General features: G+C 57.8%; 20 protein-coding genes. 7 read left to right on the top strand and 13 right to left on the bottom strand.

Going from position 1 to position 24548, the window contains the following annotated elements; all coding sequences use genetic code 11:
• From ACRQEC_RS03175 to ACRQEC_RS03160, 4 genes are all read right to left on the bottom strand, one after another.
• Positions 1-570, bottom strand: coding sequence for a YdcF family protein (locus ACRQEC_RS03175; protein ID WP_026428890.1), 570 nt, complete (start codon positions 568-570; stop codon positions 1-3).
• Between the two features lie 3 nt (positions 571-573).
• The gene (gene thiD / locus ACRQEC_RS03170) at positions 574-1377 is read right to left on the bottom strand and encodes a bifunctional hydroxymethylpyrimidine kinase/phosphomethylpyrimidine kinase (protein ID WP_284889908.1); all 804 of its coding nucleotides are present in this window, start codon (positions 1375-1377) and stop codon (positions 574-576) included.
• Between the two features lie 246 nt (positions 1378-1623).
• Complete coding sequence (locus tag ACRQEC_RS03165; RefSeq protein WP_284889909.1) at positions 1624-2463, bottom strand: aldo/keto reductase; 840 nt, start codon at positions 2461-2463, stop codon at positions 1624-1626.
• Positions 2464-2531: 68 nt separating this feature from the next.
• The gene (locus ACRQEC_RS03160) at positions 2532-3932 is read right to left on the bottom strand and encodes an ATP-binding protein (protein WP_284889910.1); all 1401 of its coding nucleotides are present in this window, start codon (positions 3930-3932) and stop codon (positions 2532-2534) included.
• A gap of 304 nt (positions 3933-4236) precedes the next feature.
• Here ACRQEC_RS03160 and ACRQEC_RS03155 point away from each other — a divergent pair, with 304 nt between their 5' ends.
• On the top strand, positions 4237-5604 hold the full coding sequence (locus ACRQEC_RS03155; RefSeq protein ID WP_284889911.1) for an alpha/beta fold hydrolase: 1368 nt from the start codon (positions 4237-4239) through the stop codon (positions 5602-5604).
• Positions 5605-5679: 75 nt separating this feature from the next.
• Here the strand turns inward: ACRQEC_RS03155 and ACRQEC_RS03150 are convergent, their stop codons facing one another.
• Together ACRQEC_RS03150 and ilvA are read right to left on the bottom strand one after the other, a co-directional pair.
• Complete coding sequence (locus tag ACRQEC_RS03150; RefSeq protein ID WP_284889912.1) at positions 5680-6354, bottom strand: 1-acyl-sn-glycerol-3-phosphate acyltransferase; 675 nt, start codon at positions 6352-6354, stop codon at positions 5680-5682.
• A 133-nt stretch (positions 6355-6487) separates the two neighbouring features.
• Positions 6488-7849 carry a threonine ammonia-lyase IlvA gene (gene ilvA / locus ACRQEC_RS03145; RefSeq protein WP_284889913.1) on the bottom strand — a complete coding sequence of 454 codons (1362 nt, stop codon included), beginning with the start codon at positions 7847-7849 and terminating at the stop codon, positions 6488-6490.
• A gap of 76 nt (positions 7850-7925) precedes the next feature.
• On the opposite strand from ilvA, the gene ACRQEC_RS03140 reads away from it, so the two are divergent.
• Entirely contained in the window at positions 7926-8624 is a 699-nt protein-coding gene (locus tag ACRQEC_RS03140) for a CYTH domain-containing protein (protein ID WP_284889915.1), read from the top strand.
• 85 nt (positions 8625-8709) lie between these two features.
• Here the strand turns inward: ACRQEC_RS03140 and ACRQEC_RS03135 are convergent, their stop codons facing one another.
• From ACRQEC_RS03135 to ACRQEC_RS03120, 4 genes are all read right to left on the bottom strand, one after another.
• Positions 8710-10410 carry an ABC-three component system protein gene (locus ACRQEC_RS03135; RefSeq protein WP_284889917.1) on the bottom strand — a complete coding sequence of 567 codons (1701 nt, stop codon included), beginning with the start codon at positions 10408-10410 and terminating at the stop codon, positions 8710-8712.
• Positions 10397-10651, bottom strand: a complete 255-nt coding sequence (locus ACRQEC_RS03130) for an ABC-three component system middle component 6 (RefSeq protein WP_306471159.1) — start codon at positions 10649-10651, stop codon at positions 10397-10399. Before ACRQEC_RS03130 ends, ACRQEC_RS03135 begins: the two co-directional genes overlap by 14 nt.
• Complete coding sequence (locus ACRQEC_RS03125; RefSeq protein ID WP_435734849.1) at positions 10635-11636, bottom strand: ABC-three component system protein; 1002 nt, start codon at positions 11634-11636, stop codon at positions 10635-10637. Before ACRQEC_RS03125 ends, ACRQEC_RS03130 begins: the two co-directional genes overlap by 17 nt.
• A gap of 375 nt (positions 11637-12011) precedes the next feature.
• Complete coding sequence (locus tag ACRQEC_RS03120) at positions 12012-12794, bottom strand: GntR family transcriptional regulator (RefSeq protein ID WP_284889920.1); 783 nt, start codon at positions 12792-12794, stop codon at positions 12012-12014.
• A gap of 145 nt (positions 12795-12939) precedes the next feature.
• Here ACRQEC_RS03120 and deoC point away from each other — a divergent pair, with 145 nt between their 5' ends.
• The 4 genes from deoC to ACRQEC_RS03100 are packed head-to-tail and all read left to right on the top strand — an operon-like array spanning position 12940 to position 17412.
• Positions 12940-13662 (top strand): deoxyribose-phosphate aldolase, encoded by a 723-nt coding sequence (deoC, locus tag ACRQEC_RS03115; protein WP_284889921.1) that lies wholly within the window; start codon positions 12940-12942, stop codon positions 13660-13662.
• Positions 13663-13689: 27 nt separating this feature from the next.
• Positions 13690-15144: a glycoside hydrolase family 1 protein gene (locus ACRQEC_RS03110; RefSeq protein WP_301575047.1), complete on the top strand. Its 1455-nt coding sequence runs from the start codon at positions 13690-13692 to the stop codon at positions 15142-15144.
• Between the two features lie 15 nt (positions 15145-15159).
• Positions 15160-16281: a PfkB family carbohydrate kinase gene (locus ACRQEC_RS03105; RefSeq protein WP_284889922.1), complete on the top strand. Its 1122-nt coding sequence runs from the start codon at positions 15160-15162 to the stop codon at positions 16279-16281.
• A gap of 27 nt (positions 16282-16308) precedes the next feature.
• Positions 16309-17412 (top strand): PTS transporter subunit EIIC, encoded by a 1104-nt coding sequence (locus ACRQEC_RS03100; protein WP_284889923.1) that lies wholly within the window; start codon positions 16309-16311, stop codon positions 17410-17412.
• A gap of 119 nt (positions 17413-17531) precedes the next feature.
• Here ACRQEC_RS03100 and ACRQEC_RS03095 read toward each other — a convergent pair whose 3' ends face one another.
• From ACRQEC_RS03095 to ACRQEC_RS03085, 3 genes are read right to left on the bottom strand one after another with little or no spacing between them, the layout of a single operon-like run.
• Positions 17532-18755, bottom strand: coding sequence for a GIY-YIG nuclease family protein (locus ACRQEC_RS03095; protein WP_284889926.1), 1224 nt, complete (start codon positions 18753-18755; stop codon positions 17532-17534).
• Positions 18755-20929 carry a DEAD/DEAH box helicase gene (locus tag ACRQEC_RS03090; RefSeq protein WP_284889928.1) on the bottom strand — a complete coding sequence of 725 codons (2175 nt, stop codon included), beginning with the start codon at positions 20927-20929 and terminating at the stop codon, positions 18755-18757. The genes ACRQEC_RS03095 and ACRQEC_RS03090 overlap by 1 nt, the downstream gene beginning before the upstream one ends.
• A 2-nt stretch (positions 20930-20931) precedes the next feature.
• Positions 20932-23682, bottom strand: coding sequence for a DNA methyltransferase (locus ACRQEC_RS03085; RefSeq protein WP_284889929.1), 2751 nt, complete (start codon positions 23680-23682; stop codon positions 20932-20934).
• A gap of 179 nt (positions 23683-23861) precedes the next feature.
• Between ACRQEC_RS03085 and ACRQEC_RS03080 the strand changes: the two genes are divergently transcribed.
• Complete coding sequence (locus tag ACRQEC_RS03080; RefSeq protein WP_284889930.1) at positions 23862-24548, top strand: hypothetical protein; 687 nt, start codon at positions 23862-23864, stop codon at positions 24546-24548.

The raw sequence follows: 24548 nt of genomic DNA, 5'->3' as shown, positions 1-24548 counted from the left end.
TTAAGTGTTACGACGACGCCGCTTACGCACCCGGCGCGCCACTACCCGCGCCAGGTAAATCCCCACCGCGCCTAATTCCCAGATGAGGGCTTTTGGGGTGGTGGCCGGTGCGAGGCTGGCCCCGCGCATGACGGGAGTGAATCCGAATTTCACCGCGAAGTACCGGGCCCGCGGTACGTGCTGCCAGGAGGTCACGATAACCGCGGCGATGGTGCCATCCGGGAGCAGGCCGGGAACCGGGTCCCGCCCGCGGAGCAGCGCGGCGCAATCTCCCATATTTTCTTCTGTGGTGCGCGAGTGACTTTCCGCGATAAGAGCACTGCGCGGAACCCCGCGGGCGGCGAGCCAGGCGGCCATAACTTGGGCTTCACTGGGCACGCCGGGTGAGGCCCGCCCGCCCGAGCAGATGAGGGCGGGGCGTGCTCCGCGCGAGCGCGCGTAGCGGTATTCGGCCAGGGCCCGCGCGAGGCGGCGTTTCAAACTCCCGCTGGGCAGGTAACCCAGGCGGGTGTGCACGATCCGGCCGCCCAGCACAATAATGACCGGGACGGCCGGATCGATGCCGGGCATGGCCTAGTCCTGATCCCGGTAAGCGCCCTGCCACACGGTGGCGAAGGGGGTATTGGCTTCCACGCGGGCCTTGATGCCGGCGGTCACCATATCCTTAGCGCGCTGCACGGCTTCGTGGATCTCCACGCCCTTGGCCAGTTCCGCGGTGATGGCGGCCGCCAGGGTGCAGCCGGCCCCCGAGACGCGTTCTTCACCGATCTTCGGGGCGCGGTAAACAGTGGCCTTTTCGCCATCCCAGAGCACATCCACGGCATCCGGGCCGGGGAAATCAATCCCGCCCTTGACCACCACGTTCTTCGGGCCGAGCTCACCGATGCGCTTGGCGGCTTCGATGAGGTCCTCTTCAGTTTCCAGGGCATCTAACCCAGAGAGAGTGCGAGCCTCAAAATTATTCGGGGTGGTGACGGTGGCGAAGGGAAGGATCTTGGTGCGCAGCGCATTATCGGTATCCAGTGCCTGGCCGGGTTCCTGACCCTTGCAGATAAGAACCGGATCAACCACCACATTGTCCCATTCCTGGGAAGCGAGCCCGGCGCGCACCGCCTCAATAGTATCCGGGTGGCCGAGCATGCCAACCTTCGCGGTGCGAATATTCTGGGAGCGCAGCGCGGCTTCCATCTGGGCGCTAATCACTTCCGGAGGGACGGGCACGAAGCGATGGTTCCAGTTATTCTTCGGGTCGAAGGACACGATACACGTGAGCGTGCCCATGCCGTACACCCCGAGCTGCTGGAAGGTTTTCAAATCAACTTGGAATCCAGCACCGCCGGTAGCTTCAGACCCGGCGATGGTGTATGCAAAATACATTCCGCTCCTTTTCCTTACGGGTTCCTGGCACGGTGACGTTCACCTGATATTGCGCCCCGATCCACCGGGGCGTGACCTGCCTTTCACCACCTATATGCTAGCGAAGGGCTACGACATATTTTTTGGACGTTTTATGCGCTGGACACCAAAGCCCCAGCATTAGCCCAGTTCAGTGCGTACGTCCAGGCCCCCGCACGGTTCAGAGCCGCACGGTACAGACCATCCCGGTACAGTCCAGCTCAGCCGCTATTCTCCGTTGCGCCGGAAGGTATCGGGGTGGCGGCCGGTGCGCCCGGCTTCGAAACGATCCATATTGTCGATCTCCTCGGCTTCTTCTTTGAGAAGAGTGAAATCGAGGCAGGCCAGGTTTTCAGCCAGGTGCGCGGTGGAGGACGCACCGGGGAAGACGATCCTCCCGCGCGAGAGGTGCCAGAGCAATACCAGTTGGGCAACGGTGCATCCCTTAGCGGCCGCCAGCTCGGCAAGCACGGCGTCGTCGTTCACAGTGCCGCGCGCCAGCGGCGCCCACGCTTCCACGCGAATCCCAGCGTCGGTGCAGTACTGCGTGACCTCGGCGTTCTGGAAATAGGGGTGCGCTTCGATTTGATTGACGGCGGGCTGGATCTGCGCGGCGAAACGCAGCGCCTCGAGGTGGTGGCGCTCGAAATTGGACACGCCAATCGCCAGGGCGCGCCCGTCGGCCACGAATTCCTCCATGACCTGGTACGCCTCCACGTAATCACCGCTGAGCATGGGCCAGTGAATGAGGAAAAGATCAACGTAATCGGTGCCCAGGTCCGCGAGTGAGCGCGCGAAGGTTTCTCGCACGGCGCGCGGGGCGTGGTTGGGATTATCGAGTTTCGTGACGAGGAAAATTTCCTCGCGATCCACGCCGGATTCCGCGATTGCCTGGCCCACCGCGGCTTCGTTGCCGTACATTTGCGCGGTGTCGATATGCCGGTAGCCCATGGCGAGCGCCTCGCGCACGGCCCGGCGCGCGGTGGCCTCGTCCATGCGGTAGGTGCCGATGCCCAGTTGCGGAATCCAGTGGCCGGAATTGAGGGGAAGAAGCGGGATTGTTGCCATGGCTCTATTCTTGCAGAAGGTACGACGGCGCAGCTGTGGCACGTGCGCGTGTGGCCATGCAGGTGGCTCTACAGAAGTTCCCAGGTAGCGTGTGGATCGCGCGGGGATTTGCCATTCCAGCGGAGCACGCCGGCGTCGCGCAGCAGGTTGAGGTGGCGGAGCACGGTGGGGCGGGCAAGGTCCACAAGCTCGGTGATCTGCCCGGTTCCCAACGGTTGCTGAGCCAGGCGCAGGGCGTCGAGGATTGCGCGGCCGCTCGGCCCGATCTGCCGCATGATTTCTTCTGGAATCGCGTTGCTGGCCAGCAGGGTGAGGTGCACGGCCTCGGATAATTGCACGTACAGCGGTTCGGCTAGCCCGGCCCGGCGGGTTTCTTCGAAAATACGCCGGATGCCTTCGCCCAGCTCCTGGGTTATACCCATATCGAAAAAAACTCGGGCAATACGCGGATTGCGGGCCTTGCGGCCAATTTTTTCCGGATGGGAAATATCAACCAGACCGGGAAAACGCCCGGGGCTAGTGAACTCTATCCGGTTCGGAAAAATCTCCACCCGAATATGGTCGCCCGCGATGCCATAGGAGCGGTGGACCACGGCATTGACCAGGCCTTCCAGCCATGCCTCACGCGGAATAATCGGCACGTCGGCAAATGTGCCCGCGTCCGTGAGCCGGCGGTGCCCCGGCAGGAATTCTTCAATAATGCGGCTGGCTTCCGCAATTTGCTGCGGGAGGGAACCGCCGATCCGAATATCCTTCCCGGCTTCTACGTTCTGAAAACGCCCGGCGCCGCGTTCGTTATCGGAATATTTGACCACCCGCACGTAGGCGTTCGGAAAAACTTGCTGCGGATTTTTTGCGAAAAGAAGGTAGCCGGCTACCCGAAGCTGACCATCTCGATCAATAAGGTCGCGGGCGCGTAGCGCATTGATCCCCGAAGAGGAACCGAGGAGTTCGCGGTATTCCTCAAGCTGTTCCGCGTCTAGATCGTCTAGTTGTCCGTCGGGTGCCGGAGCGCCGTCAAAACCAATAAATCCGCGGTCCCACTCAAGTTCTTGGCGTTGCCGGAAAGTAAGTTTCCGTGTTTCATCCCCGATACGTTGGAAACAATCTCCTTTTTTGGTTTCGTGGACATCACTGCTGGGAGCAACGCTCATGAGCATGATTCGCCCGCCATCGGTAGGAATTTCATCGACAAGTACCCGCACCCGCGGATTAGTAAAGTCAATGGCTGCCTGGCGGATCGCATTAGCGGCTTTATCGGAAACCGGCGCCGGGGAGCCATTGTGGAGGCCGACGGCGATAACGCCACCCTCCGCATTCGCCATGCCGACAATAGTCTCCGCGAGGTCCTTGGGTTGGATGGATCCGCTTTTCCGCTCGTACCATTGGTCTTCTGACAAACGAAGGAGCTCTTCCACGAGTTCGTGAACGGGAAGAGTGAGAAAGCTTTCCATACTCCGCTGCAGCATGCATCTACTCTAACATTGTTAGAGTAGCTTTAGAGTAGCTTCGGGGTACCCCGAGAAAACGTTGCTATGGCGCGGATTTCTACTCTCACGCCGGATGTTAGAGTACTTTAGAGTAGATGTGAGAGTAGCGCGAATAGTTACTGAGAAGCCGCCCGGCGCCCGGGGGGCTTACTCACAGCTCAGAGCGAATCGATGGCATTTTTGGCGGTCACCAAATCCGCGCCGGCGCGCTCGCTACCCCGCAGAAATGAGAGCTACCGTACAGCCGGCGAGAACGGGCCCTCGCTCGGGTAATCTTCACGGTATGAGCGCGGTTACCTATCGTTTTCAGGGTTATACATTCATCGAGCACCGCATCCAGGTGCCCCTTGATTACTTTGGTGCGTTCACTCAGCTGGCCCCGGACGATACTATCGCCCACGTTCCCGCTACCATCACGGTGTTCGCGCGGGAAATTGTGCGGGCCGGCCGTGAGGATGCGCCGCGTCTGGTGTATCTGGAAGGCGGGCCGGGCCACGCGGCACCGCGCCCGGCGGGGCTGAGCGGCTGGCAGGATCTGCTGCTCAACCACTATCGCCTCGTCCTGCTCGACGAACGCGGCACCGGCAATTCGTATCCGCTCGATTCCCTCACCATTACCGCGGCCGGCAGCCCCGCCGCCCAGGCCGCGCTGCTCTCCTGTTTCCGCCAGGATTCTATTGTGAACGACGCCGAACACCTGCGCCGCCACCTCCAAGGCGATGAACCGTGGAGCGTGCTGGGGCAAAGTTTCGGGGGTTTCGCCGCGGTATCCTATCTTTCCCACGCGCCCGCGGGGCTGCGCGAAGTCATGATCACCGGCGGGCTACCCAGTCTGGACAGCGGCCCGCAAGCCGTATACCGGCAGACTTTCCCGCGCCTGGCCGCCCGGCACCGCGCCTATTTCGAGCGCTACCCGAATGATGAGGATACCGCCTGGTATATCGCCACCCACCTGGCGGATGTGGAAGAAATCCTGCCCACCGGGGAGCGCCTCACGCCGGCGCGGTTCCGCCAGCTCGGCCAGCGCCTCGGCTTCACCTACGGCTTCGAGCAGCTCCACTACCTGCTCGAAGACCCGGTCTGGTCCTTCCGCGGGCAACGCCGGCTGCGCCCCGCTTTCCTCCAGCGGGTGGGCGAAGCGGCCTCCGCCGCGCGCGCCCCGCTCTATTTCGCGCTCCAGGAAGCCATTTATGCGCAATCGGGCACCGGCCCGCTGGCCTGGGCCGCGCACCGGGTCCGCGGGGAATTCCCCGAATTTGCTATCCCCGCGCTTGCGATGGGTGGGGTGGGTGAAACTGACCTACGCAAGGAAGGGCTGGGCTTCCGCTTCTCCGGGGAAAGCGTTTTCCCCTGGCAATTCGAGCAGGACCCGGCGCTGCTCCCGCTGCGCGGGGCCGCTAATGAGCTGGCCTTCCGCACCTCCTGGCACGATCTGTATCGTCCGGATGTGCTGGGCGGCAACCAGGTTCCCGTGGCCGCGTGGATTTTCCGCGAGGATATGTACGTGCCGGCCGATCTTTCCCTGGAAACCGCCGGGCGCATCCGTGGCCTGACCGCGCTGGTCAGCGACGATTACCAGCACGATGCATTGGGCCGCGATCCGCACACCGTGATTAATGCGCTGCTTGAGGCGGTGCATCGGGAGCGGTAGGCGGTAGCGCTGGTGGTGCGGGGCGCGCCCGCACGGGCGGTCGCTCACGCCGCGCCACCGCGCTAGCCGCGGCCGCTACTCGGTAATCCCCACCCCGCCGGTTTCCCGATTCATGCGAATCGCAAAAGCGCGCGCTTCGTCCAGGTCGATGCCGTCGAGGAGGTGGGCACGGGCGGCGGCGTCGTCCTCAGCGCGCAAACGCGGCACCGAGCGCTTGACGCCATTCTTCCCCACAAAATCGCGGTAAAACTCGCGCAGAATATCCATATCTGCCTCGACGTCTCCGGAAAGATACAGGTGCTTCCACCACCCGTAAGTTTTGGTGCGCGAATCGATAAAGCCGAGGGTGATGGGCAGGCGTCCGGCCAGGCCCATGCGGTAAAACCCGGATTTCCAGTACTGAACGTCCTTTCGGGTGCCTTCCGGGGCGAGCGCCACGCAGAATTCCTCGCTGCGTTCGGCCTGCTCCAGCAGCGACCCCACGATTCCGCTGGGGTGGTTGCGATCCACCGAAATTCCGCCGACGGCGCGCACAATCGCCCCTAGCACCGGGGCCTGCACCAGCGATTTTTTGACCAGGAATTTTATGGAGCGCCCGTAGCTCCAAAAGGCGACAATATCGTAAATACCATCCCAATTAGAGGAATGCGGGGCGCCGATAAGGATCGTTTTTGGCGCGATGGGTTCGTGTACAAAGGTCCAACGGGAGCAGGCGCGGAAAATGCGCGCGGCGGCGCTACGGAATGCCATGGGGGTCCTTTCGCGGAGGGTGGCGTCTGGCCGGTATTGTACCCGCTTCTTGCGCGGGGCTTTTAAGTACGACGGCGCAGCGCCGGCTCGCGCGCTATCTGGCAGCGCGGGCGCGGTGGCCACGCGCCGTGCCCTAGATAAAGAAGCGGAATTCGGGGGAGCCGGGTTCGACCTTGTGGATATCAATCCCGGAGCGGTCCATGCGATCTAGCAGGTCAGCCAGGTTTTCCGGATGTTGAATATCGATGCCCACCAGCGCCGGGCCGGTCTCGCGATTGGTTTTCTTCGTGTATTCGAAGTACACGATATCTTCGTCGGCCACGAGCACGCGGTCGAGGAATTCCTTGAGCGCCCCGGGTTTCTGGGCGAAGGTCACCAGGAAGTAGTGGCGCAGTCCCTCGTAGACCATGGACCGTTCCAGAATGTCGGCGTAGCGGGAGACGTCATTATTCCCACCCGAAATCACCGCGATGAGCGGGCGCGGCGTGGTGGCGGGAGTAGCGCTGCTGCCGGAGAGGGCGGCGTCGTCGTTCCCGTTCACGGCGCCGGCACCCGCGCCGCCGGTGCTCGCTCCCACGCGGGTTTCGACCAGGGTGTTCAGGCGCCCCACCGCGGCCGGGGCGAGCGCGCCGGACGGTTCGGCGATAATCCCGTCCACCTGGTAAAGCTCAAGCATTTCGGTACACAGCGCGCCTTCGGGCACGGTGATAAAGCCATCCACCAGGTCGCGCGCCGCGGCGTAGGTGAGGTCCCCCACGCGCGCCACCGCGGTGCCGTCCGCGAAATTATCGACGGAATCGAGCGTGACCGGCCCGCCCGCGGCCAGCGCGGCCTGCATAGACGCAGCGCCGGTGGGCTCCACCCCGATCACGCGGGTGTGCGGATGTGTATTTTTCACCCAGATCGCGGTGCCGGCCAGCAGTCCGCCGCCGCCCACCGGCACCAGCACCGCCTCGGGCTCCAGCCCGCTTTGCTCCACGCACTGCTCGAAAGCTTCGGCAATCACGGTGCCCTGCCCGGCGATAATCGGGGCGGCATCGAAGGGATGCACGAAGGTCGCACCGTGCTCAGAGGCGTACGCCAGGGCGGCGCCGGCTGCGGCGTCGAACGTAGGTCCGCCAATAATCTGTTCCACCCACGCACCCCCGATATCGCGGATTCGTTCGCGTTTTTGGCGCGGCGTGGTTGCGGGCAGGAAAATCTTGCCGTGAATCCGCAGGTGATTGCAGGCGTACGCCACTCCCTGCGCGTGATTGCCGGCCGATGCGCACACCACCCCGGCGGCGCGTTCCTTCTCCCCGAGCGCGTGAATCGCGTTGTATGCCCCGCGGACTTTATAGCTGCGCCCGACCTGCGTATCCTCGCGTTTGAGGTAAACGGGCCGGCCGAGGGCGGCGCTGAGGCGCTCGGATAGCTGCAGCGGGGTGCGGCGCACCGTGCCCGCGAGGGTGCGGGCGGCTGCGGCGATGAGCTCGGGTGAAGGTAATTCAGTCATCCTCCTATTGTGCCGGGATGCGGGCGCGATGGCGTGGCTGTTTCACCACGTGGGTGCGCGCGTCTACGATGGAAGCATGATGGAACCCGGCCACGGCCCTGGCGTCGACGCGGACGCCGATTTCGAATTCGAACGCAAATTCCTGGTGCGCGAACTGCCCGACGATGTCGCCGAGCACGCCTCCACCCAGGTCATCATTCAGGCTTACACCTTCGCGCAGGACGGTTACGCGGTGCGGGTACGGGTACGTTTCCCCGATGCTTTCGTACCTTTTGATGAGTTCGACGACGCCGCCGACTTCCGCGGTGGTTACGAACGGCGTGCGCTCGCGCGGATGCTGGGGGCGGGATGCCCGGCGAGCGCCTCGGTGGCGGTGAAATCGCCGGTGGTGAGTGCGGAACGCTACGAGAAGGAAATGGAAATTGATACCGATGTGGCCGTGCAGATTCTGCGGCGCTCGGTGGATCTGGTTCTCAAGAATCGTTTCTCCCTGTGGATTGATGAGGACGGCTGGGAATTCGATGCTTTTGGCGGGCAAAACGCGGGGTTGATTATTGCGGAAGTGGAGCGGCGCGCTCCGGTGGTGGACCTGAAAATTCCGGATTTTTGCGCCACCGAAGTTTCCGACGATCTGCGGTTCACCAATGACCATCTTTCCAAGGACCCGTGGATGCAATGGGGTGCGGCCTATATGGAGGAGCTGGATGCGCGCGGGTCGCATTTCCTGGATTTGCGCGCGCCTCAGCAGCGCGAACCCGAGGGCGAAGGGGCGTGAGGGTCGGGTGCGAGCCAGCGGGTGCGAGCCGGCGGGTGCGGGAATTGAGTTTCAGCGGGCGCCTCCCTAATAGGAGAACGGCACTTTAGTCGAAACGGAACCCGAAGAGCCCGCCCGTTTCTCCAGCGTCCGTCAGGATCGGGTCAATGGCGTAGTTGCGGCGCTCAAATCCCTCATTTTCGGCAGCGGTGAGCCGGTCGGAATTGAGCGTCACGATATATTGGAATCCAATTTTATCCGCTAGCCGAGCTCCGATATTGAGGCAGGAAGCAACCTGGCGGTCATCCATGGAATCAAATAGCTGACTATCATGCACCAAGATTCGCGGGGCGCGCCCGAGCGGGATCGCCGTGACCACGCAGACCATATCAAGCAGGAAAGTTTTGACCCCTTGGATTCCCGCTGAGGCATCACCGTCAATCTTCGGGGTAACTTTCAGGGTGCCTTTGTTTGTTACCTCAATGAGGAGGGATACCTTTCGGTCAGTGTAGATTTCTTCGCCGAGGTTCTGGAAAAGAACTAAGGCTGCTTCGAGGCGAGGCCCGAGATCCTCGATTTCGGTTCTTAGGCCGGCTTCCGCCTCGGCTTCCATAGAACGTATATGGAGCTTCGTTTTGGTTACGGACTGCACGAACTCCAGTTTTTGTTCCAAATTAGAGACAAGGCTATCCACCTCGGTGAGTTCGTGCTGGGCATGCCGGAATGTTTCTAGTGCCATGGAATCCTGCAAGAGTTTCATGACACGTGCACGTTCCTGGTCGAGATTTTGGCGCTCAGAGTTTATTTCTTCGAGACGCCGATTCACGCTCTGCAACTCTGACTTAAGATACAACTTCCTGTTGCGTATCACGGAAGCGTGGAAAGCAACGACATCACTGAAACGGCGGGTTGTGGCATCCGGGAGGGTGATACCGATTTCGGCATACATCTTCTCGAGCTGTTTCAGCCTTACAGCTTCGGCAACAGGAGGATGTTCTTCCGCTATCGTGAGTTCAATATCCCGCTTTCGATGCTCAAGGGAGAGCCCTTCGTCGTTGAGATCCCTGATTGCATGCGAAAGCCGGTTGGCTTCTTGCTGGTGGTCAGCGTACTGTTCATTTACCCGGAAGACTGAGAGATGAGATTCCAGCCGATAGCGCTTTTCGCGCGCCTGCGCCAGATCAGCACGGAGCTCTGATTCGCTGAGATTTATATTTCCGAAGGCCCCGTCGGACATAGCCGTTTGAAGGGCACGCCGATTCTTTTCCAAAGCCACTATGGCACTGGCTTTGCCGAGTAGTTCGGGGGAAAAGCCCAGAAAGAAGCCGATACGAATTCCGGATTCCCAATCAGATTCCACGCGGTATGTTTTGAGGGGGTCGGCGAAGTAATCCCGAGCTAACTGCCCGAATAGCTGGCCCACCGTTGGATATTTGGTATCCGTAGGAAGGCTGCATAGCTTCGCGAGCTCACGCCTCCACTCGGCAACAGCGGTGGAGGATCCGTCAATGAAGACTTTTGTTTGCGGTGATACCGGCCTTTCAATACGGGTTGTTTTTGTGGCGCGATCCAATCCGAGATTCGCCCAGAAGGAGTGCTGGGATAGCTGCGGAATCTTGAGACTCTGATCCAGACTGCCCCCGAGGAGATAGCGCAGTATTCGGATAAAGCTTGTTTTCCCCGCGCCGTTTCGGCTATCGCCCGAGGTGGATTCAGCTGTTTTATCCGCGAGAACAATATTCAAGCCACCATGAAAGTTCAGTTGCTTGAAGCGTTCGTCTGAAGAGCCCAGGTTATGCAGGAACACGGTGTATCACCAACTTTCCCGATTCGTTCCAGGAGAGCGCGTTGATGGCAAAAAGCATGGACAACGCAAGGGAAAACCAATCGAAAGTAATTGTAGTGGTTGTTTGGGATTCACCCGAAGGCTTGGAGATTCTCTCCCAAAGTCCCGAAACAGTTGCCGGTGAATCTAAGAGCTCGATGATACGTGCTCCGATGGTGAGTAAAGCTCGGTCAGGGGTTATTCCTTTAGTGGGAAGCAGCATCGCTCATGTCACCTCCGTTATATGTGCTCGGTGGTTCTTCGAAGATATCGCACGAGTCAAAGAAGTACGCGGTGACGGCGTAGACGGCGTTGGCTCGTTTTGTGGAGATATCAAAATCCTGGCCACCGAGTGCACCGTAGATACGTCGGATGATTTCGCGTACATCATCGGTGGTTTGTCGGGCATCTTCGTAAATTAAGCGGAAACGCCTGGCTTTCTCATCGCGGAGCTCCGGTTCTGCTTGTTCAGAAAACCATCGTTCAATGCGGTGAGAAAGTAGCCGCCCTTCATAGAACTCGGCCCGGGTGATCTCAGGCAGATTGTTGTAATCCATTTTGGTTGCGGGAACCGGACGGAGGGTCTCAACACGATCCGGAGTGTTGATATCTACTCCTTCCAGAGAGTTGATCAGTTCTACCATATCGGCGAGCTCAACATTTTGAGCGTGCGGAACTCCTGGAATTACTTCATCTAAGTGTGCTGGAGTCAATAAGTCGACAGCCTTCCACCAAAGGTCATCAGTGTTCCACACCTCTATGTTTATGGGACGGTGAGGATGGTGAGCGTATTGGCGCTGCAGATTCACGAGCGATTTAGTTGCTAAGGGTCCAAACTTGGCGTTTGTGACGAAACGCCACGTTGTGAAATCACCCCAGGTTTTAAAAGCTCTGGCGAAATCTGATTCAAGTTTGACTTGAGTCTTGTGATCTATGTTGGTTGTGGCGCGCTGCCCGTAGCAGGCATACAGGATTGACCCGTTATCGGCGATTCCGTCACAGCCGCCGTCGCCATGACTTCCCATCGGATCGGGGTTGATGAATACCTCATGGAGGCGGCTCAGAATAGCGGTTACGTAATTCTCGAAAGCTTCGCCGGAAGCGCGGCACTTATAGTCATGCTTGGCTCGATACCAATCTTTCCATGCGGCGTCGATCGTGGAACCATCCCTCCCCTCCTGAACGATATGCGGTGTGCCAAACGGCAATGTTGTGTGGCGATCTGCCGTTCTGACCCCCAATTCTACGGGGTATCCGGGCGTAGGGCTACAGCTGAATTTCGTTGAATTCGAGTTGAATGTGAGTAATGGCACGGCTGGGGGTGTCTCAAAAACCGCAAGTATTGTTGCGCATGCGTTTAGACTTATACAAGTACTCACCCGTTGTTACATTAACGGACCTGTGTCGCCATATTGGCGTGCACACCACGGCATGTGTATCACTCAACCTGAGGTGAGCGGGTTGCTTGATCCGGCCGTTGAGGGGCGGCGTGTAAACGCCGCCCCTCTTTAGTTTCCGCGAGGTGATAGGGCTCTTGGTGATGTTAAGTTCCGTTGCTGTCGCGACAATAATCCGCACTGTTCTCACGTGATATTTTTCCGCAGGCGAGCGCCCCGGCTCGTGGTTGTCACCGCGAGCTTATAGCGATCAGCACGCGCGATAATGACCGAAAGCTCGAATACTCGGCCCTGCGAATCGATGGAATGGCGGAGAATTCTCAAAGCCGGGGAACCAGCGGGTACCTGGAGTTGCTTGGCTTGGACGGCGTTCAGCGTCGTCGCCTCATACACCTCGTCCGCACGTTCCGGAAGCGTTCCAGAGTGGCGCGCAATTGCGGAATAAAGCGAATGCTCGAGCTCCTCTTCACTCAATTCCGGGCAGAGCTCCACCGGAATATAGGCGGTGGTGAGGAGCAGCGGCATATCATCGGCCAGGCGCACGCGTTCGATTTGCCAAACCGCGTTGCTCTCCCGCAATTCGAGCAGCTCGCTGACCCAGTCGGGTGCTTCCACTTGCTGGAAACTCACCACGTGAGACGACGGCGCCTTACCGAAACCAGCCATCTCAGCGGAAAAATTGAGGGCGGTATCTAAACCGGGCCTATCGTTGCCCTTGGATACGAACGTCCCCTTACCGCGTTTGCGGATCACGCGCCCCGATTTCACTAAACCTTCGAAGCATTTACGTACCGTGGCTCGGGAAAGGCCAAAGGATTCACACAGGGATTGCTCGGTCGGCAACGCGGTTCCCTCGGTGAGAAACCCGGTGGCGATCAGCTGCACGATCCGTTCCTGTAATTGCCGGTACAGCGGGTGATCAGACTCGGTATTCAGCGGCTGGCTGGCGATGGCAGTGAGGGTATCCAACGGTCTCCTAGCTTTGTACGGTACAAAGCTAACATTACCGCGAATTTCGTAGACAGGCGATGCTTTCGGGGCTATTTTAAAACATAAAAGTACGGTACGTATAGAACAATGCAGTTCAATACCTGTTACTACTGAAAGGAAAATAATGATTCCCGCACGCAAAGCCGCAGATATGACCCAGGCTGAATTGGCACGCTACATCGATCAGTCCGTGCTCAAACCCGAATTCACCGATGATGATATTCGCAAATACACCCAGGAAGGCATCGATTTCGGGTGCAAGACGATCTGCATCAACCCGGCATCCCTTCCGATTGTGGCTCCCATGGTCGAGGGAACCGATACTGGTCTGTGCGTGGTGGCAGACTTCCCCTTCGGGCTCGCCACAACCGAGGCAAAGGAAATGCTCACCGAGCACTACTGCTCGAAGTGGGATATCGAGGATCTGGATATCGTTGCCAACTACGGATGGCTGCGCACCGGCCGTATCGATGACGTTGTCAAGGATCTTGAACCTGTCGTCGCCGCAGCCCATAAGTGGAATACCAAGGTCAAGGTCATTATCGAAACGGACTCTCTGAACTTGGACCAGGTTGCTGAGGGAACGAAGGCAGCAATCCGCGCCGGCGCAGACTTCATCAAGACCTCCACCGGGTTCTTCACCGGGGCTGAAAACAAGGGCGCGACGGTTGAAGTCGTGAAAACCATGATCGAGGCCGCTGAGGGCAAGATCGCCGTCAAGGGAGCCGGATGCATTCGCACTCGCGAGCATTTCCTTGAGCTTATTGATCTGGGCATTGACCGTATGGGCGTTGGTTATCGCTCCACGCCGGTTGTTCTTGGTATTAACCCGCCGGCGGGTAAATAGATATGACAGCTCGACAAGGGAAGAAAAGTGACTCATGTAAGTACCACTCGTTTCCCTGAAGATTTCCTATGGGGAGGGGCCACGTCCGCCAGCCAGTGCGAAGGCGCCTGGAATGAGGACGGGCGTGGCCCCTCGATCGGGGATCATCTGAGTGTAGGAAGTAGAACAACGAAGCGGGAGTTTTCCCTCTTGCTTGATCCGCACAAGCATTATCCGAGCCATGTTGCGGCGGATCACTACCACCACTGGCGTGAAGATATTGCTCTCCTGGCTGAGATGGGATTTAACGTTTACCGTTTCTCCATCAGCTGGACGCGTATCTTCCCCCGGGGTGACGAAGAAACTCCCAATCAGGCAGGTTTAGATTTCTACCGCGCGCTAATTGACGAATGTATTGCGCGCGGAATGACCCCGATGGTCACGATCACGCAGTACGAACCGCCGCTGTATTTGGCGCAAAAATACGGAGGCTGGTCGAACCGGAAAACCATCGATTTTTATCTGAAGTTCTGCGAAACAATCATGCGTGAGTTTCGCGGGAAAGTACGGTACTGGATTCCATTCGTCGAGGTGAATCTGACCCTCACCGCTTTTGGTGAGGCCACTTCGGCCGGAATCCTGCCGCCGGAAGGGCCGTTCCCGCGGGAAACGAATTCTCCCGAGCGCCTCCAGGCTCGATACCAGGCTATGCACCATATTTTCATCGCCAACGCGAAAGTGGTGCAGCTTGCGCGGCAGATCGACCCGGACAACCACGTGGGATGCATGCTTGCCGGCCCGGCGAGCTATCCCCTGACCTGCTCACCGGAAGATAATCTCGCGAATCTCCAGTCTCTCCAGCGCGAGTGCTGGTTCTGCTCGGACGTGGCCGTGCGCGGGGAGTACCCCGGTTATATGAAACGCCATATGGCCGAGGAGGGTATTTCCATCACTATGGAGCCCGAGGACGCCGAGCTGCTGCGCGCGGGAACTGTTGATTTTATTGGTTTCTCTTATTACTCCTCGAGCTGTATCAGCGCCGAAGGGCATGGCGGGGTTGAGGGTAATAATCTTACTGGCGTTCCCAACCCGTATCTCAAGAAAAGCGAGTGGGGCTGGCTGGTGGATCCGATTGGGATCCGCATTGCCTGCAACCTGGTCTGGGATCGCTACCAACTTCCGATGTACATCGTTGAAAATGGGCTCGGCGCCGTCGACGTTGTGACAGAAGACGGGCGCATCGAAGACGATTACCGCATCGAATACCTGCGCGCACATATCGAGCAACTCAAAGAAGCGCTTGCCGATGGTGTGGACCTGCGCGGGTATATGACGTGGGGGTGCATTGATCTTATTGCTGAATCAACGGGGCAGATGAGTAAACGGTACGGCTTTGTTCACGTGGATTTCGACGACGCAGGCCACGGGAGCGGGAAACGGACTCGGAAGAAGAGCTTTTTCTGGTACCGCGATGTGATCCACAGCCGCGGAGAAAATTTATAACACAAGAAAGGTGAGATGATGAGCAACGAAGCGATCATTGATCTGGCAAAGAAATTAGAGGCAAAGACGCCTCATGCCAATATTCCAGTTGGATACGACGGTTTCATTGACCGTATTACCCATGTTGTTGATAAACGGCTCGGGCCGGATGAGTACCAGCGCGTGGAAACGCTGACTGCATACGGGCAAAAATTTATTGATGCCGCCGGACTGAGCATGAATATTGAGATGGTGCCTGTTACCACCAAGCTCGGGGGAGTGGCAACGATTCTGGCGAATTCGCTTGCCACCCTGGGTAATCGGGTGACGTATATGGGCGCGCTGGGTCTGGGCGGAGTTAATCCCGTTTTCCAGGATTTTGCGAATATGGCTGAGGAGGTTATTTCCTTCTCCGATCCCGGGGTTTCTGACGCGCTGGAATTTACCGACGGCAAAGTGATTTCCAGTCAGCTGGAGCCGCTCAAGGTGGTGAGCTGGGAGAATCTTCTTGAGGCGACAACGCTTGAGCACCTGGTGGAGGTCTTTGACCGTGCGGATCTTGTAGCTTTTGCTGATTGGACCTTGCTGATTAACGTCGGCAGTATCTGGGATGGGATTGCTGAGGAAGTTCTTCCCAAGATGACGAACCGCGAGCGGCGGATGATGTTCTTCGATCTTTCTGATCCGACCAAGCGCACAACTGAGGATGTCCTCGGCGTTATGGCAACGATCCGTAAGTACGAGGAGTTCTTCGATACCACGCTCGGCCTCAATAAGAAGGAAGCCTATGAGGTTGCTAGCCGCTACGGGGCAGCGAAGGATGACTTCGCGGATCTTCACGAGCTTGCGCGGTTCCTGCGGGAAAAGGTCGGAATTAGCGAGATTGTTATTCACCCGGTGGATGGCGCGGTCCTTAGCAATGCGCGTGAGGATGTGGCTGTTGATGGGCCGTATTGCGCCGATCCTACGCTCACCACGGGCGGCGGGGATAATTTCAACTCCGGGTTCCTCACCGGGCGCTCCCTTGGCCTGACCAGCGAAGAATCGCTGCTTCTTGGCGTAGCAAATTCGGGCTTCTATGTTCGGGCGGGCCGGAGCCCTGCTTTCGATGAGCTGAGGGAATTCCTGGTGCGGTGGGCACGGGGCGAGATTGATTAATCACGGGCTACCGAAAGGAGGACAGCCATGAGTGAGAAAAAGACTTTCGATAAAATCATTGACGCTGTTGCGGCGATTTTCTTGCCCGTCATTAATCTGCTGACTGCCGCGGGTATTCTCAAAGGTATTTTGGCTATTTGCGTGGCGGCCGGGTGGTTAAGTGATGCCTCGGATACCTACCGGATTCTTGCTGCTATGGGCGACGCCGTTTTCTATTTCTTGCCGGTCTTGCTGGCATTTACGTCGGCTAAGAAGTTCGGAGCTAATCCGTATACGGCTGTGGTGATCGCGGGTGTGCTTCTGTATCCGGATTTGAACCAGACGCTGGAATCCGGCACAACGATGTACTTCCTGGGGATCCCGGTCTTTAGCGCGATTTACCATTCCAGCGTTATCACGATTCTCATGACGGTCGGCTTGCTGGCCTTTGTTGAGAAGGGTCTGGACAGGATTTTCCCGGAAGTGATTCGCGGGTTCCTCACCCCGTTCATTTCGGTGATTCTGGTGGGGCTGGTTACGCTGATGGCTTTCGGGCCTATCGGCACGCTGATTAGTAACGGCCTGGCGGCTGGGTACGAGTTCTTGTACGATCTTTCGCCGGCTGCCGCGGGTTTGGTTCTGGGGGCATGTTTCCAGCTTCTGGTTATTTTTGGTCTGCACTGGGGCATCATGCTGGTGTCGATGAATAATGTTGCTGCGCTGGGGCACGATACGGTGTTGGCTCTGTTCGGTCCGTCTATTTTCGCGCAGGCTGGTGCTGCCTTGGCGGTGTTGCTGCGCTCGAAGAACGGAAAGACTCGCACGGTGTGTGCTTCTTCGGTGATTTCAGCATTGTTCGGAATTACCGAGCCGGCGTTGTTCGGCGTGAATCTTCCGCGGAAGACTCCCATGATTGCCGTGTGTATTGGCGGTGGCGTGGGTGGCGCTATTGCAGGTATTTCGGGTGCGCAGGCCGGGGGCTTCGCGATTCCGTCGCTTGCCACGCTGCCAGTGTTCTTCGGTAACGGCTTCGTTCTGTTCGTTATTTCCTGCTTGGTCGGTTTCCTCGTTGCATTCATCTGCACGCTGTTCCTGCGTTTCGAGGCTGACCTGAAGATCGCGGAGGAAGAGGAGGTGAAGGCAGCTAACTAAGCTATTCCCGCTTTCCTGGACACTCCGGCGCGGATTGTTCGGAAGAGTGGTTGTTGTATCTCCCTTACGTGGCGGGGCTTGTTCGGGTACTACCGGGCAGGCCCCGCCACGGTTGTTCTTTATTGGTGTACCGGTACGAAACTCTCGCTCCCCTTGTCATAGCGGTACCGGGTGTTTTCCCCGTTTTGAATGAGCTCGACGGCGGTGGCGATGGCTTCGCGCGGGACGATAAACCATTCGCTCGGGTCGTAGTTTTTGCCCTCGCTGTCGATTTGCGAGAGGGAGACTTTTACGTCCGCGAAGATCTGGTGGAGCAGGTGCTCGAGCTTCGCGGCATTGACGTCGTAAGTCACGTACGTGTCCACGATTTCGACGGGCGCCATGAGGTAGGTGGGTGATTGTTCCGCGCCGGCGATGCGCTTTTCTACCGGCCCGCGCGAGAATCCAATCTTGTGGAGGTTGCGCAGGCTGGAGATCTGCGGGTCTGTGGAGAGCGAACGTAGCACATAGATCCACCCGGTTGGAGTTTCGTCCGGGCCCACTTCCTCGTCAGCTGTGATAGCGGTATCGCTCCCTTGCTGAAGATCGAGGGCGGCTGATTGCGGTTCGACGATAATCCGCCCGTCTTTTCCGAGCGCGGTAGCTAGGGACTGCCGGTAGAGTGCAGATTCTGTACCGTTTTCAAAGATGACACGAAGCCGTTGCCGGGTCCGGAGCTCGCCTCCGGTGTGGTATTTCTGGTCAGCTCCTTGAGCCGCGACGAAGCCCATCACTCCGCCGAGCACGAAGTAAAGCCCTTCTTGTACAGCACTGATGCCCGGGAAAGAACGTTGTTCGGCTGCGCCGGAACGCAGCTGGGCATGCTTAGCTTTGAAAAGCGGTTCGAACTGCTCGAAATCTTCTGCTTTTTCGCGTTTCGCAACTGATTCCGGTGTGGCGATAGTCCGCGGCGGCGCAGCGGGGAGCCGGGACACATCGGTGATGCCGTATCCGTCGTCCAGGAGGTTGAACTCATCGGAGGCCAGAACATCATCAATGCTCTGCGGGACTTCTTCGCGGGTGAGCAACCCGAATTCAGTGTCGAGGTCCTTGAGTTTTTCGAGCTTTTCGGGATCGGCACGGATTCCCTCCAGGCGCGCGCCGAGCTTGCGTTCTCCGATAGCGCGGGTGTGCGGATCTGGTTCGCGCCCTTCTTTGGCCCGGAAGTCCACGATTTCCAGGAAGGCGCGTTCTAGCCGGTCCTCGCTAGTGAAACGCCGCGGGGCCGGAGGTGCGTCAAGTAGCCCTTCGGTATCGGAGGCGAGGATTTTCGCGAATTCTGCTTCAAAATCGAAATCAGCCATTAGTTCTTATCTCCCTGGGAAGCCTCGGCGCTCGCGGTACGTGCCGGCACCGGCACATCTTCGGCATGCTTGCCGCTGCTCCGCACTGCCGCGGGTTCGCTCTGCTCAGCCGCAGCCGCGTTATTCGCAGCTTCCGTTTCACCGGCGCTATCGTCGGCAGCTTCCACCCCAGCCCCAGCTTCAACGGCCGCTTCAGCCGCCGCTTTCTCAGCATCATGCTTTGCTTTTTCGCGTTGCAGGATGAGCAGGCCTTCGGCGTACAGTTTCTCGGTGGGGTCGTCGCTGCGCACGTCCGGGCGGCGGCCATTGACCTTGACCCAGTCGGTGATTGCGGGCCACATTTCCATTGCCTCTTCCGGCTTCAGGGTGATGCGGGTGGCGGCGATGGCATCTTGGATGATGCGCAGCACCGGGCTGGAGACCTGCTTGGACATAACTTCAAAGGCCTTCTGGAAGGGGTTGATGGATTCGATGAGGTCGATGTTGATCTCATCAATATCCACGAACTTGTTCCCCGCTTCCACGAAACGCCGGTCGCCCACGGTCCGCACTTCGCCAGATTTGATCACGGAGGAGACCACCACATGCTGGCGGATTTGCTCGACTTCTTTCTCGGTGATGTCCGGGTAGGTTTGGCGAATGATGCGCGGGATAAGCACCTTGTTAATGACTTCGGGTTCCGCAGCGCCGGCCGCGGCTCGCGCCACCTGGTCATCTTGCAAAATATTGGCCTTCAGGTCATCGATACCGGTGGCGATAATCTCCTTAGCGCGCTTGGTAGACGGTTCCACCAGGCCCTTGACTTCCAGGGTGCCGGGATCCGGCGTTTCGTCCGTGTTCCGCTTGGCCCGGAAGTTGTAGTTCGGGGCAAGTACCTGCTCCATGAGCAGCGCCGCGGTGATGCCTTTCAGCACGTTATTGACTGAGAGCGTCACTTCGTTTTGGGTGGCATCCGGTTCAGCCAGCAGGTTCGTGAATTGCGCGTGGCTTTTCCCGGGGCTATCACGGGTGACGCGCCCAATGATCTGGATGAGTTCGGTATGCGAGGCGCGGTAACCAACCGTGAGGGCGTGTTCCGCGAAAGGCCAGTCGAAACCTTCTTTCGCCATCCCGAGCGCGATGATGATGTCAGCAGCGTCGCGATTCTTCGCGGCCACATCGGTCAAATACACCAGGGTCTTAGCGCGTGCTTTCTCATCGCTATCGTCCACGAGGTCGGCCACGCGCAGCACGGCACCGGTATCACGCCGCCGCACGAAGATCATGCAGTCATCTCCAGGGAAACGCGGCTCTACCTGCGTAACCTCTTCGGGCGAAAGCACTTCGCCAATAATGTCGAGGATTTTCCCGACTTCTTCATACTTGTCCTTAGTGGATTCCCCGGAGTTCACGGAGGGGATATGCAGAATAGTTTTCTTGTCGAGGTCCAGCACTTCCGCGATGGCGTCGGTGTAACGGCCCTGGTAGAAGTGGTGGCCAATCCCGAGCGTTTTCAGGTACTGGTAGCCGTTGAGCTGGTCGTAATAGTTGAAGGTGACGGGCGTGAATTTCGCTTCGTCTTTCGGATCCAGCACGGGCACGGAGTCCCCGCGGAAATAGGAGCCAGTCATGGCGATGATATGTGCGTCGGACTGCTCCATAATGGCGTGCAGCACGGAGCCGAGCCGGTTGTTGTCCAGGTCAGCGGAGACGTGATGGAATTCGTCAATCGCGATCACGCAGCCGTTGAAATCCTCGGGTTTGGCCTGTTCAAAGGCGAAACGCAGGGTGGCGTGCGTGCAGACGAGCGTGGCATCCGGCCCTTCCAGGAAACGCAGGAAAGCGGCGACTTTCGATTCGTTGCTGCCGGGTGTGCATAGGTTGTTCGCGGGTTTGACGTCCCAGTCCGCAAAGAAGCCGTAGGTGGTGAGGTCGGTGGGTGCGAAGGACGCACCGATGGAGCGTTCGGGTACCGCCACGATCACCTTGCGTCGGCCCTGGTTGAAGAGCTTATCGAGCGCAATAAACATGAGCGCGCGCGATTTCCCGGAAGCGGGCGGCGCCTTGATGAGCAGGTACTGGGAGGCGCGCTGTTCATAGGCACGAGCCTGCATTTCCCGCATCCCGAGCTCATCGGTGGCAACCGATTTCCCGGTTTGCGCATAGGTCACGTCCACAACGTTTTCGGTGGCCACGGCTATTTCCCTTCTGCTTCGATCATCTGTTGATACTTCGCGAACAGCACCGCGAGGCGTTCCTCATCGGATGCGAACGGGGTGCTCTTGTAAAGTCTATCGACCGCTTCGTCAATTTTTTCGTGCGCTTCGCGGAGGTTGCGTGGCATGAGGTCCGGGTCGTAGAGTTCCGCGAGTGTTTTTTCGCAGTGGTATTCGCGTACATCGAGTACGCGCAGCGCGCGTTTCGTGAGTTCTTCTTTCGACGACGCCGATAACTCTGGCACGGGGAAAGTGTTATAGACCAAGGTATTCGAGTAACGGAAATCTGTTTTGAGTTTCCCACCGACTGCGCGTAGCCAAGCCATGTGCATCTTCGAGGTCAGTAAGGCGAATAGCCACGGCTCAGCATCGTAGATAGCGAACGAAGCATCGGAGATGATAGTTTCAGGGTCGAGATAGCCAATTGGTACGTAGGTACGGCGTTCTGATGAATGCCGAGGAACGATAATGGAATTAGTGGGCTTGTACCGGATCATCTGGAAACGCCACGGTTCCGAAGCGTAACTACGTGTTGCTTTATCTGTACTCGCCTCTCGCATTGCCTTAACACGACCAAGACGGCGGCCAATCTCTGGAATCTTAGCAGCATCAGAATAGTCATGTTCGGTAAGCCAGAGGCAGAAACGTTCTTTACCGTTGATAAATTCGTTCGCGCCGATAAAGCGTTTAACCAAGGGAGAGATCTCGGGGTGTTTGGCGAGGAGCTCTTCAGCTTCTTCGGGTGAAAGAATCAAATTCCCACCGTCGGTGGGCTGGCTTCCTTTTTTCATGATGGGAAGTTGGGGATCCAGTGCGCGATTCGTCGGCGAGACGACTGGAACGTTGGAATCTACCAAGTACGAGTTAATAGTTTTTACCTCACGTTGCACGTCGTTGGTAAAAAGCCATTTGGGGTCGGCGCTCCTGTTTCTAAGGCTAATAACAGCAACAGTTACACCAGCATTATGGGATGCATTATTCGACCACGTGAATGAGGTGTAGGCGTAGCCAATTTCGATACCTTCACTGAAAACGTAGGGATAGAGCATCGATACCTGCTCTCCCTGAGTGATTGAGTTCGTTGTCACGAACGAGAGCTTCGCTTTTGTCTCGCGGATGTAATTTGCCCCCTTAATAAACCACAGCGAGACGTAGTCTAATTCCTTTGGGTACTTTGACTCGGTGAAAACAAAGGTAAAGTCTTCCTTTTGCTCGGGCGTAAATTTCTTCGAGCCAACATAGGGTGGGTTTCCGATTAAATAAATTTCGTCGGTGCCGTTATTGGGGCAGACCTCGTTCCAGTCGAGGCGGGTGGCGTTGCCGTGCACGATGTGCCCGGTTTCCTTGAGCGAGATGAGGGGGATATCCAAGCCGAACTTGGCTTTGAACTCCTGGTTCATCTGGTGCTTGGCGATCCAGAGGGACAGGATGGCCATCTCCACGGAGATGTCGTCAATTTCGATGCCGTAGAAGTTCTCGATATTGATCACCGAGGAACCGAAGCCCAGGGTGGCAGCGCCGAGCTTTTCTTCTTCGCCCATGCCGAGCAGGCCCCAGCGGCCCGCCGAGGAAAGAGAATCGATGCGGTCTAGGATTGCGTGCTCGAGCTTCCGCAATTCCTTATATGCGATAACTAAAAAGTTGCCGCTGCCGCTGGCTGGATCAAAAAGCTTGATTTTTGAAATTCTTGTGAGGAGTTTTTTCAGGCGTGGTACCGATTCGCAGGCTTTGTCATATTCGTTCCAGAGTTCATCTAGGAAGAGCGGCTTGATTGTTTTGAGGATATTGGGAACCGAGGTGTAGTGCTGGCCCAGGTTGGCGCGCTGGTCCTTATCTACCACCGCCTGGAACATGGAGCCGAAAATATCCGGGTTGATTTCCGACCAATCCAGGGTGCCGAGCTCCAGGAGCGAATCGCGCGCATGCTTGGTGAATTGGGGGACTGTCAAAGAGGCGGCGTCGTCGTTATTAATGCGGAAAAGGCGACCGTTGACGTACGGGAAGCTCTGCAAGTAGACGGGTTTATCCGCGGGGTTCGGGGTGTCCAGCGCGTGGAAAAGTGCGGTGAGGAATGCGGCGGTGTCGGAGCCGTCGCGCTGGGTGTGTGAGCCGACCGCGCTGGTGAACTGGCCTTTTGCGAAGATGCCGGTGTCCTCCGCGAAGAAGCAGAAGAGGAGGCGGGTGAAGAAGATGTTGAGGCTGTGGGGAGATTTATCCTCGTGGAAGAGGTTGGGGTTGGCGGCGAGGAGTTCGTCGTACACCTTGCTCATGTGTTCGGCGGCGCGGCGATCCGCGTGGGTATCCGAGGAGAAGTGCTGTTTCTCCATATTCGCCCAGGGGAGGAAGAAGGTGAAATCGCTGGCGAGTTTGGCGAGGGGGATGCTGAGGGAATCGCCGGTTTTGGTGTCAATTGCGGCGAGGGATTCGTAATTCGTGGCGATGACGAAGCGGGTATTGAAGCGGAGCGCGGCATCGCTGGTTTTCATTTCCTGCGCGGTGGCTATGAGGTCATTGCTGGTTTCGGCCAGGTAGATCTTGTTTTTCCACACGATATCGCGATCCGGGTTCGCCGCGACGTTGAGCGAGCTGGCGGTGGTGGAACGCAGGCGGGTGACGCTGGATTTGGAGATGCCGTACGCGAGGAGGAGGTCGAAGAAGAAATCGCGGGTGAAGGGCGCACGGGAGGTGAGTTTCTTGACGTTCTCCTCAATACTTTGGAGAGTGATGGCCACGGCCGGCTCCTTTCGCGGACGGGCCCGGGCGCGGCGCGGGTGCTGCGGCTCGGGCGGTACGTTCCTATCTTAGAGGGGGCTTGCGACAGAAAATCGGTCATCTATGTCATGTACGCTGAGACGGAGACTCGCTGTGGGGTCGTGCACAAAGGTATTACATATATGGTTATAATATAACCATGAGTAGTAATAGCTTCGGTCGGGATCCCTTTGACGAGGTTTACAGTCTTGCTCGCGGTGTTTTCGATGAACTTGACGAGATTCTTAGTGATGGCATGGCGGCAGCTTTTGCGAATATGGGGATTCGATTAGCTGGAATATCTCACAAAGAGGAACCGCATGCTTTTGGGCTAATAATTCGGAGTGAGCTTCGCGACTACTTGAAGGACTCTCAGCGGCTCGAAGGATGGCAGATTCGGGGGAAGTCGCAGTGTTTAGGAGAGCTGTTACTCGTGAAGCCTGAATGGGGCGTTGAAGTTCGGATGTTGAAAGAACGCTCAAACGATTCGGCTTTGGTTACCGAAAAATATCTTGGTAACCAACGAGAGAAATGTAACTCCGCAGAGGTTCAGGTTGCGATAGGTTTACCTATCGATGTTGAACCTTTGCCACACGAAAATCCTTATAAATTCATCTTCTACTGGGATTATCTGGAACAAAATGGTCAAATCGAAGGTTGTAAATGTCGCTTGGTCATGATTACAGGTCCTGGAGAAAATCTGATTCCGATACGTACATGGGTATCAATGCCTATTTCTACGGGAATTGCAGTAAGTGAAGAAGAAAAGTGGCAGTACGGCAGTGAAGACAGTAGCTATGACTACTATGGAGACAGTCAAGCGGTAGTGCGTCAAACGGAGAGTTAG

The sequence above is a fragment of the Actinotignum saccati genome (assembly GCF_051265055.1).
Classification (GTDB): domain Bacteria; phylum Actinomycetota; class Actinomycetes; order Actinomycetales; family Actinomycetaceae; genus Actinotignum.
The sequence above is the reverse complement of the archived record's forward strand: the minus strand, read 5'-3'. Positions and strand labels throughout refer to the sequence as shown.

What these genes read in the sequence shown, in the direction of transcription:
- deoC (WP_284889921.1), top strand. Translation starts at nt 12,940, where the DNA reads ATGATTCCCGCACGCAAAGCCGCAGATATGACCCAGGCTGAATTGGCA.
- thiD (WP_284889908.1), bottom strand. Translation starts at nt 1,377, where the DNA reads ATGTATTTTGCATACACCATCGCCGGGTCTGAAGCTACCGGCGGTGCT.
- ACRQEC_RS03155 (WP_284889911.1), top strand. Translation starts at nt 4,237, where the DNA reads ATGAGCGCGGTTACCTATCGTTTTCAGGGTTATACATTCATCGAGCAC.
- ACRQEC_RS03080 (WP_284889930.1), top strand. Translation starts at nt 23,862, where the DNA reads ATGAGTAGTAATAGCTTCGGTCGGGATCCCTTTGACGAGGTTTACAGT.
- ACRQEC_RS03140 (WP_284889915.1), top strand. Translation starts at nt 7,926, where the DNA reads ATGATGGAACCCGGCCACGGCCCTGGCGTCGACGCGGACGCCGATTTC.
- ACRQEC_RS03175 (WP_026428890.1), bottom strand. Translation starts at nt 570, where the DNA reads ATGCCCGGCATCGATCCGGCCGTCCCGGTCATTATTGTGCTGGGCGGC.
- ACRQEC_RS03105 (WP_284889922.1), top strand. Translation starts at nt 15,160, where the DNA reads ATGATGAGCAACGAAGCGATCATTGATCTGGCAAAGAAATTAGAGGCA.
- ACRQEC_RS03100 (WP_284889923.1), top strand. Translation starts at nt 16,309, where the DNA reads ATGAGTGAGAAAAAGACTTTCGATAAAATCATTGACGCTGTTGCGGCG.
- ACRQEC_RS03160 (WP_284889910.1), bottom strand. Translation starts at nt 3,932, where the DNA reads ATGCTGCAGCGGAGTATGGAAAGCTTTCTCACTCTTCCCGTTCACGAA.
- ACRQEC_RS03130 (WP_306471159.1), bottom strand. Translation starts at nt 10,651, where the DNA reads ATGCTGCTTCCCACTAAAGGAATAACCCCTGACCGAGCTTTACTCACC.
- ACRQEC_RS03095 (WP_284889926.1), bottom strand. Translation starts at nt 18,755, where the DNA reads ATGGCTGATTTCGATTTTGAAGCAGAATTCGCGAAAATCCTCGCCTCC.
- ACRQEC_RS03165 (WP_284889909.1), bottom strand. Translation starts at nt 2,463, where the DNA reads ATGGCAACAATCCCGCTTCTTCCCCTCAATTCCGGCCACTGGATTCCG.
- ACRQEC_RS03150 (WP_284889912.1), bottom strand. Translation starts at nt 6,354, where the DNA reads ATGGCATTCCGTAGCGCCGCCGCGCGCATTTTCCGCGCCTGCTCCCGT.
- ilvA (WP_284889913.1), bottom strand. Translation starts at nt 7,849, where the DNA reads ATGACTGAATTACCTTCACCCGAGCTCATCGCCGCAGCCGCCCGCACC.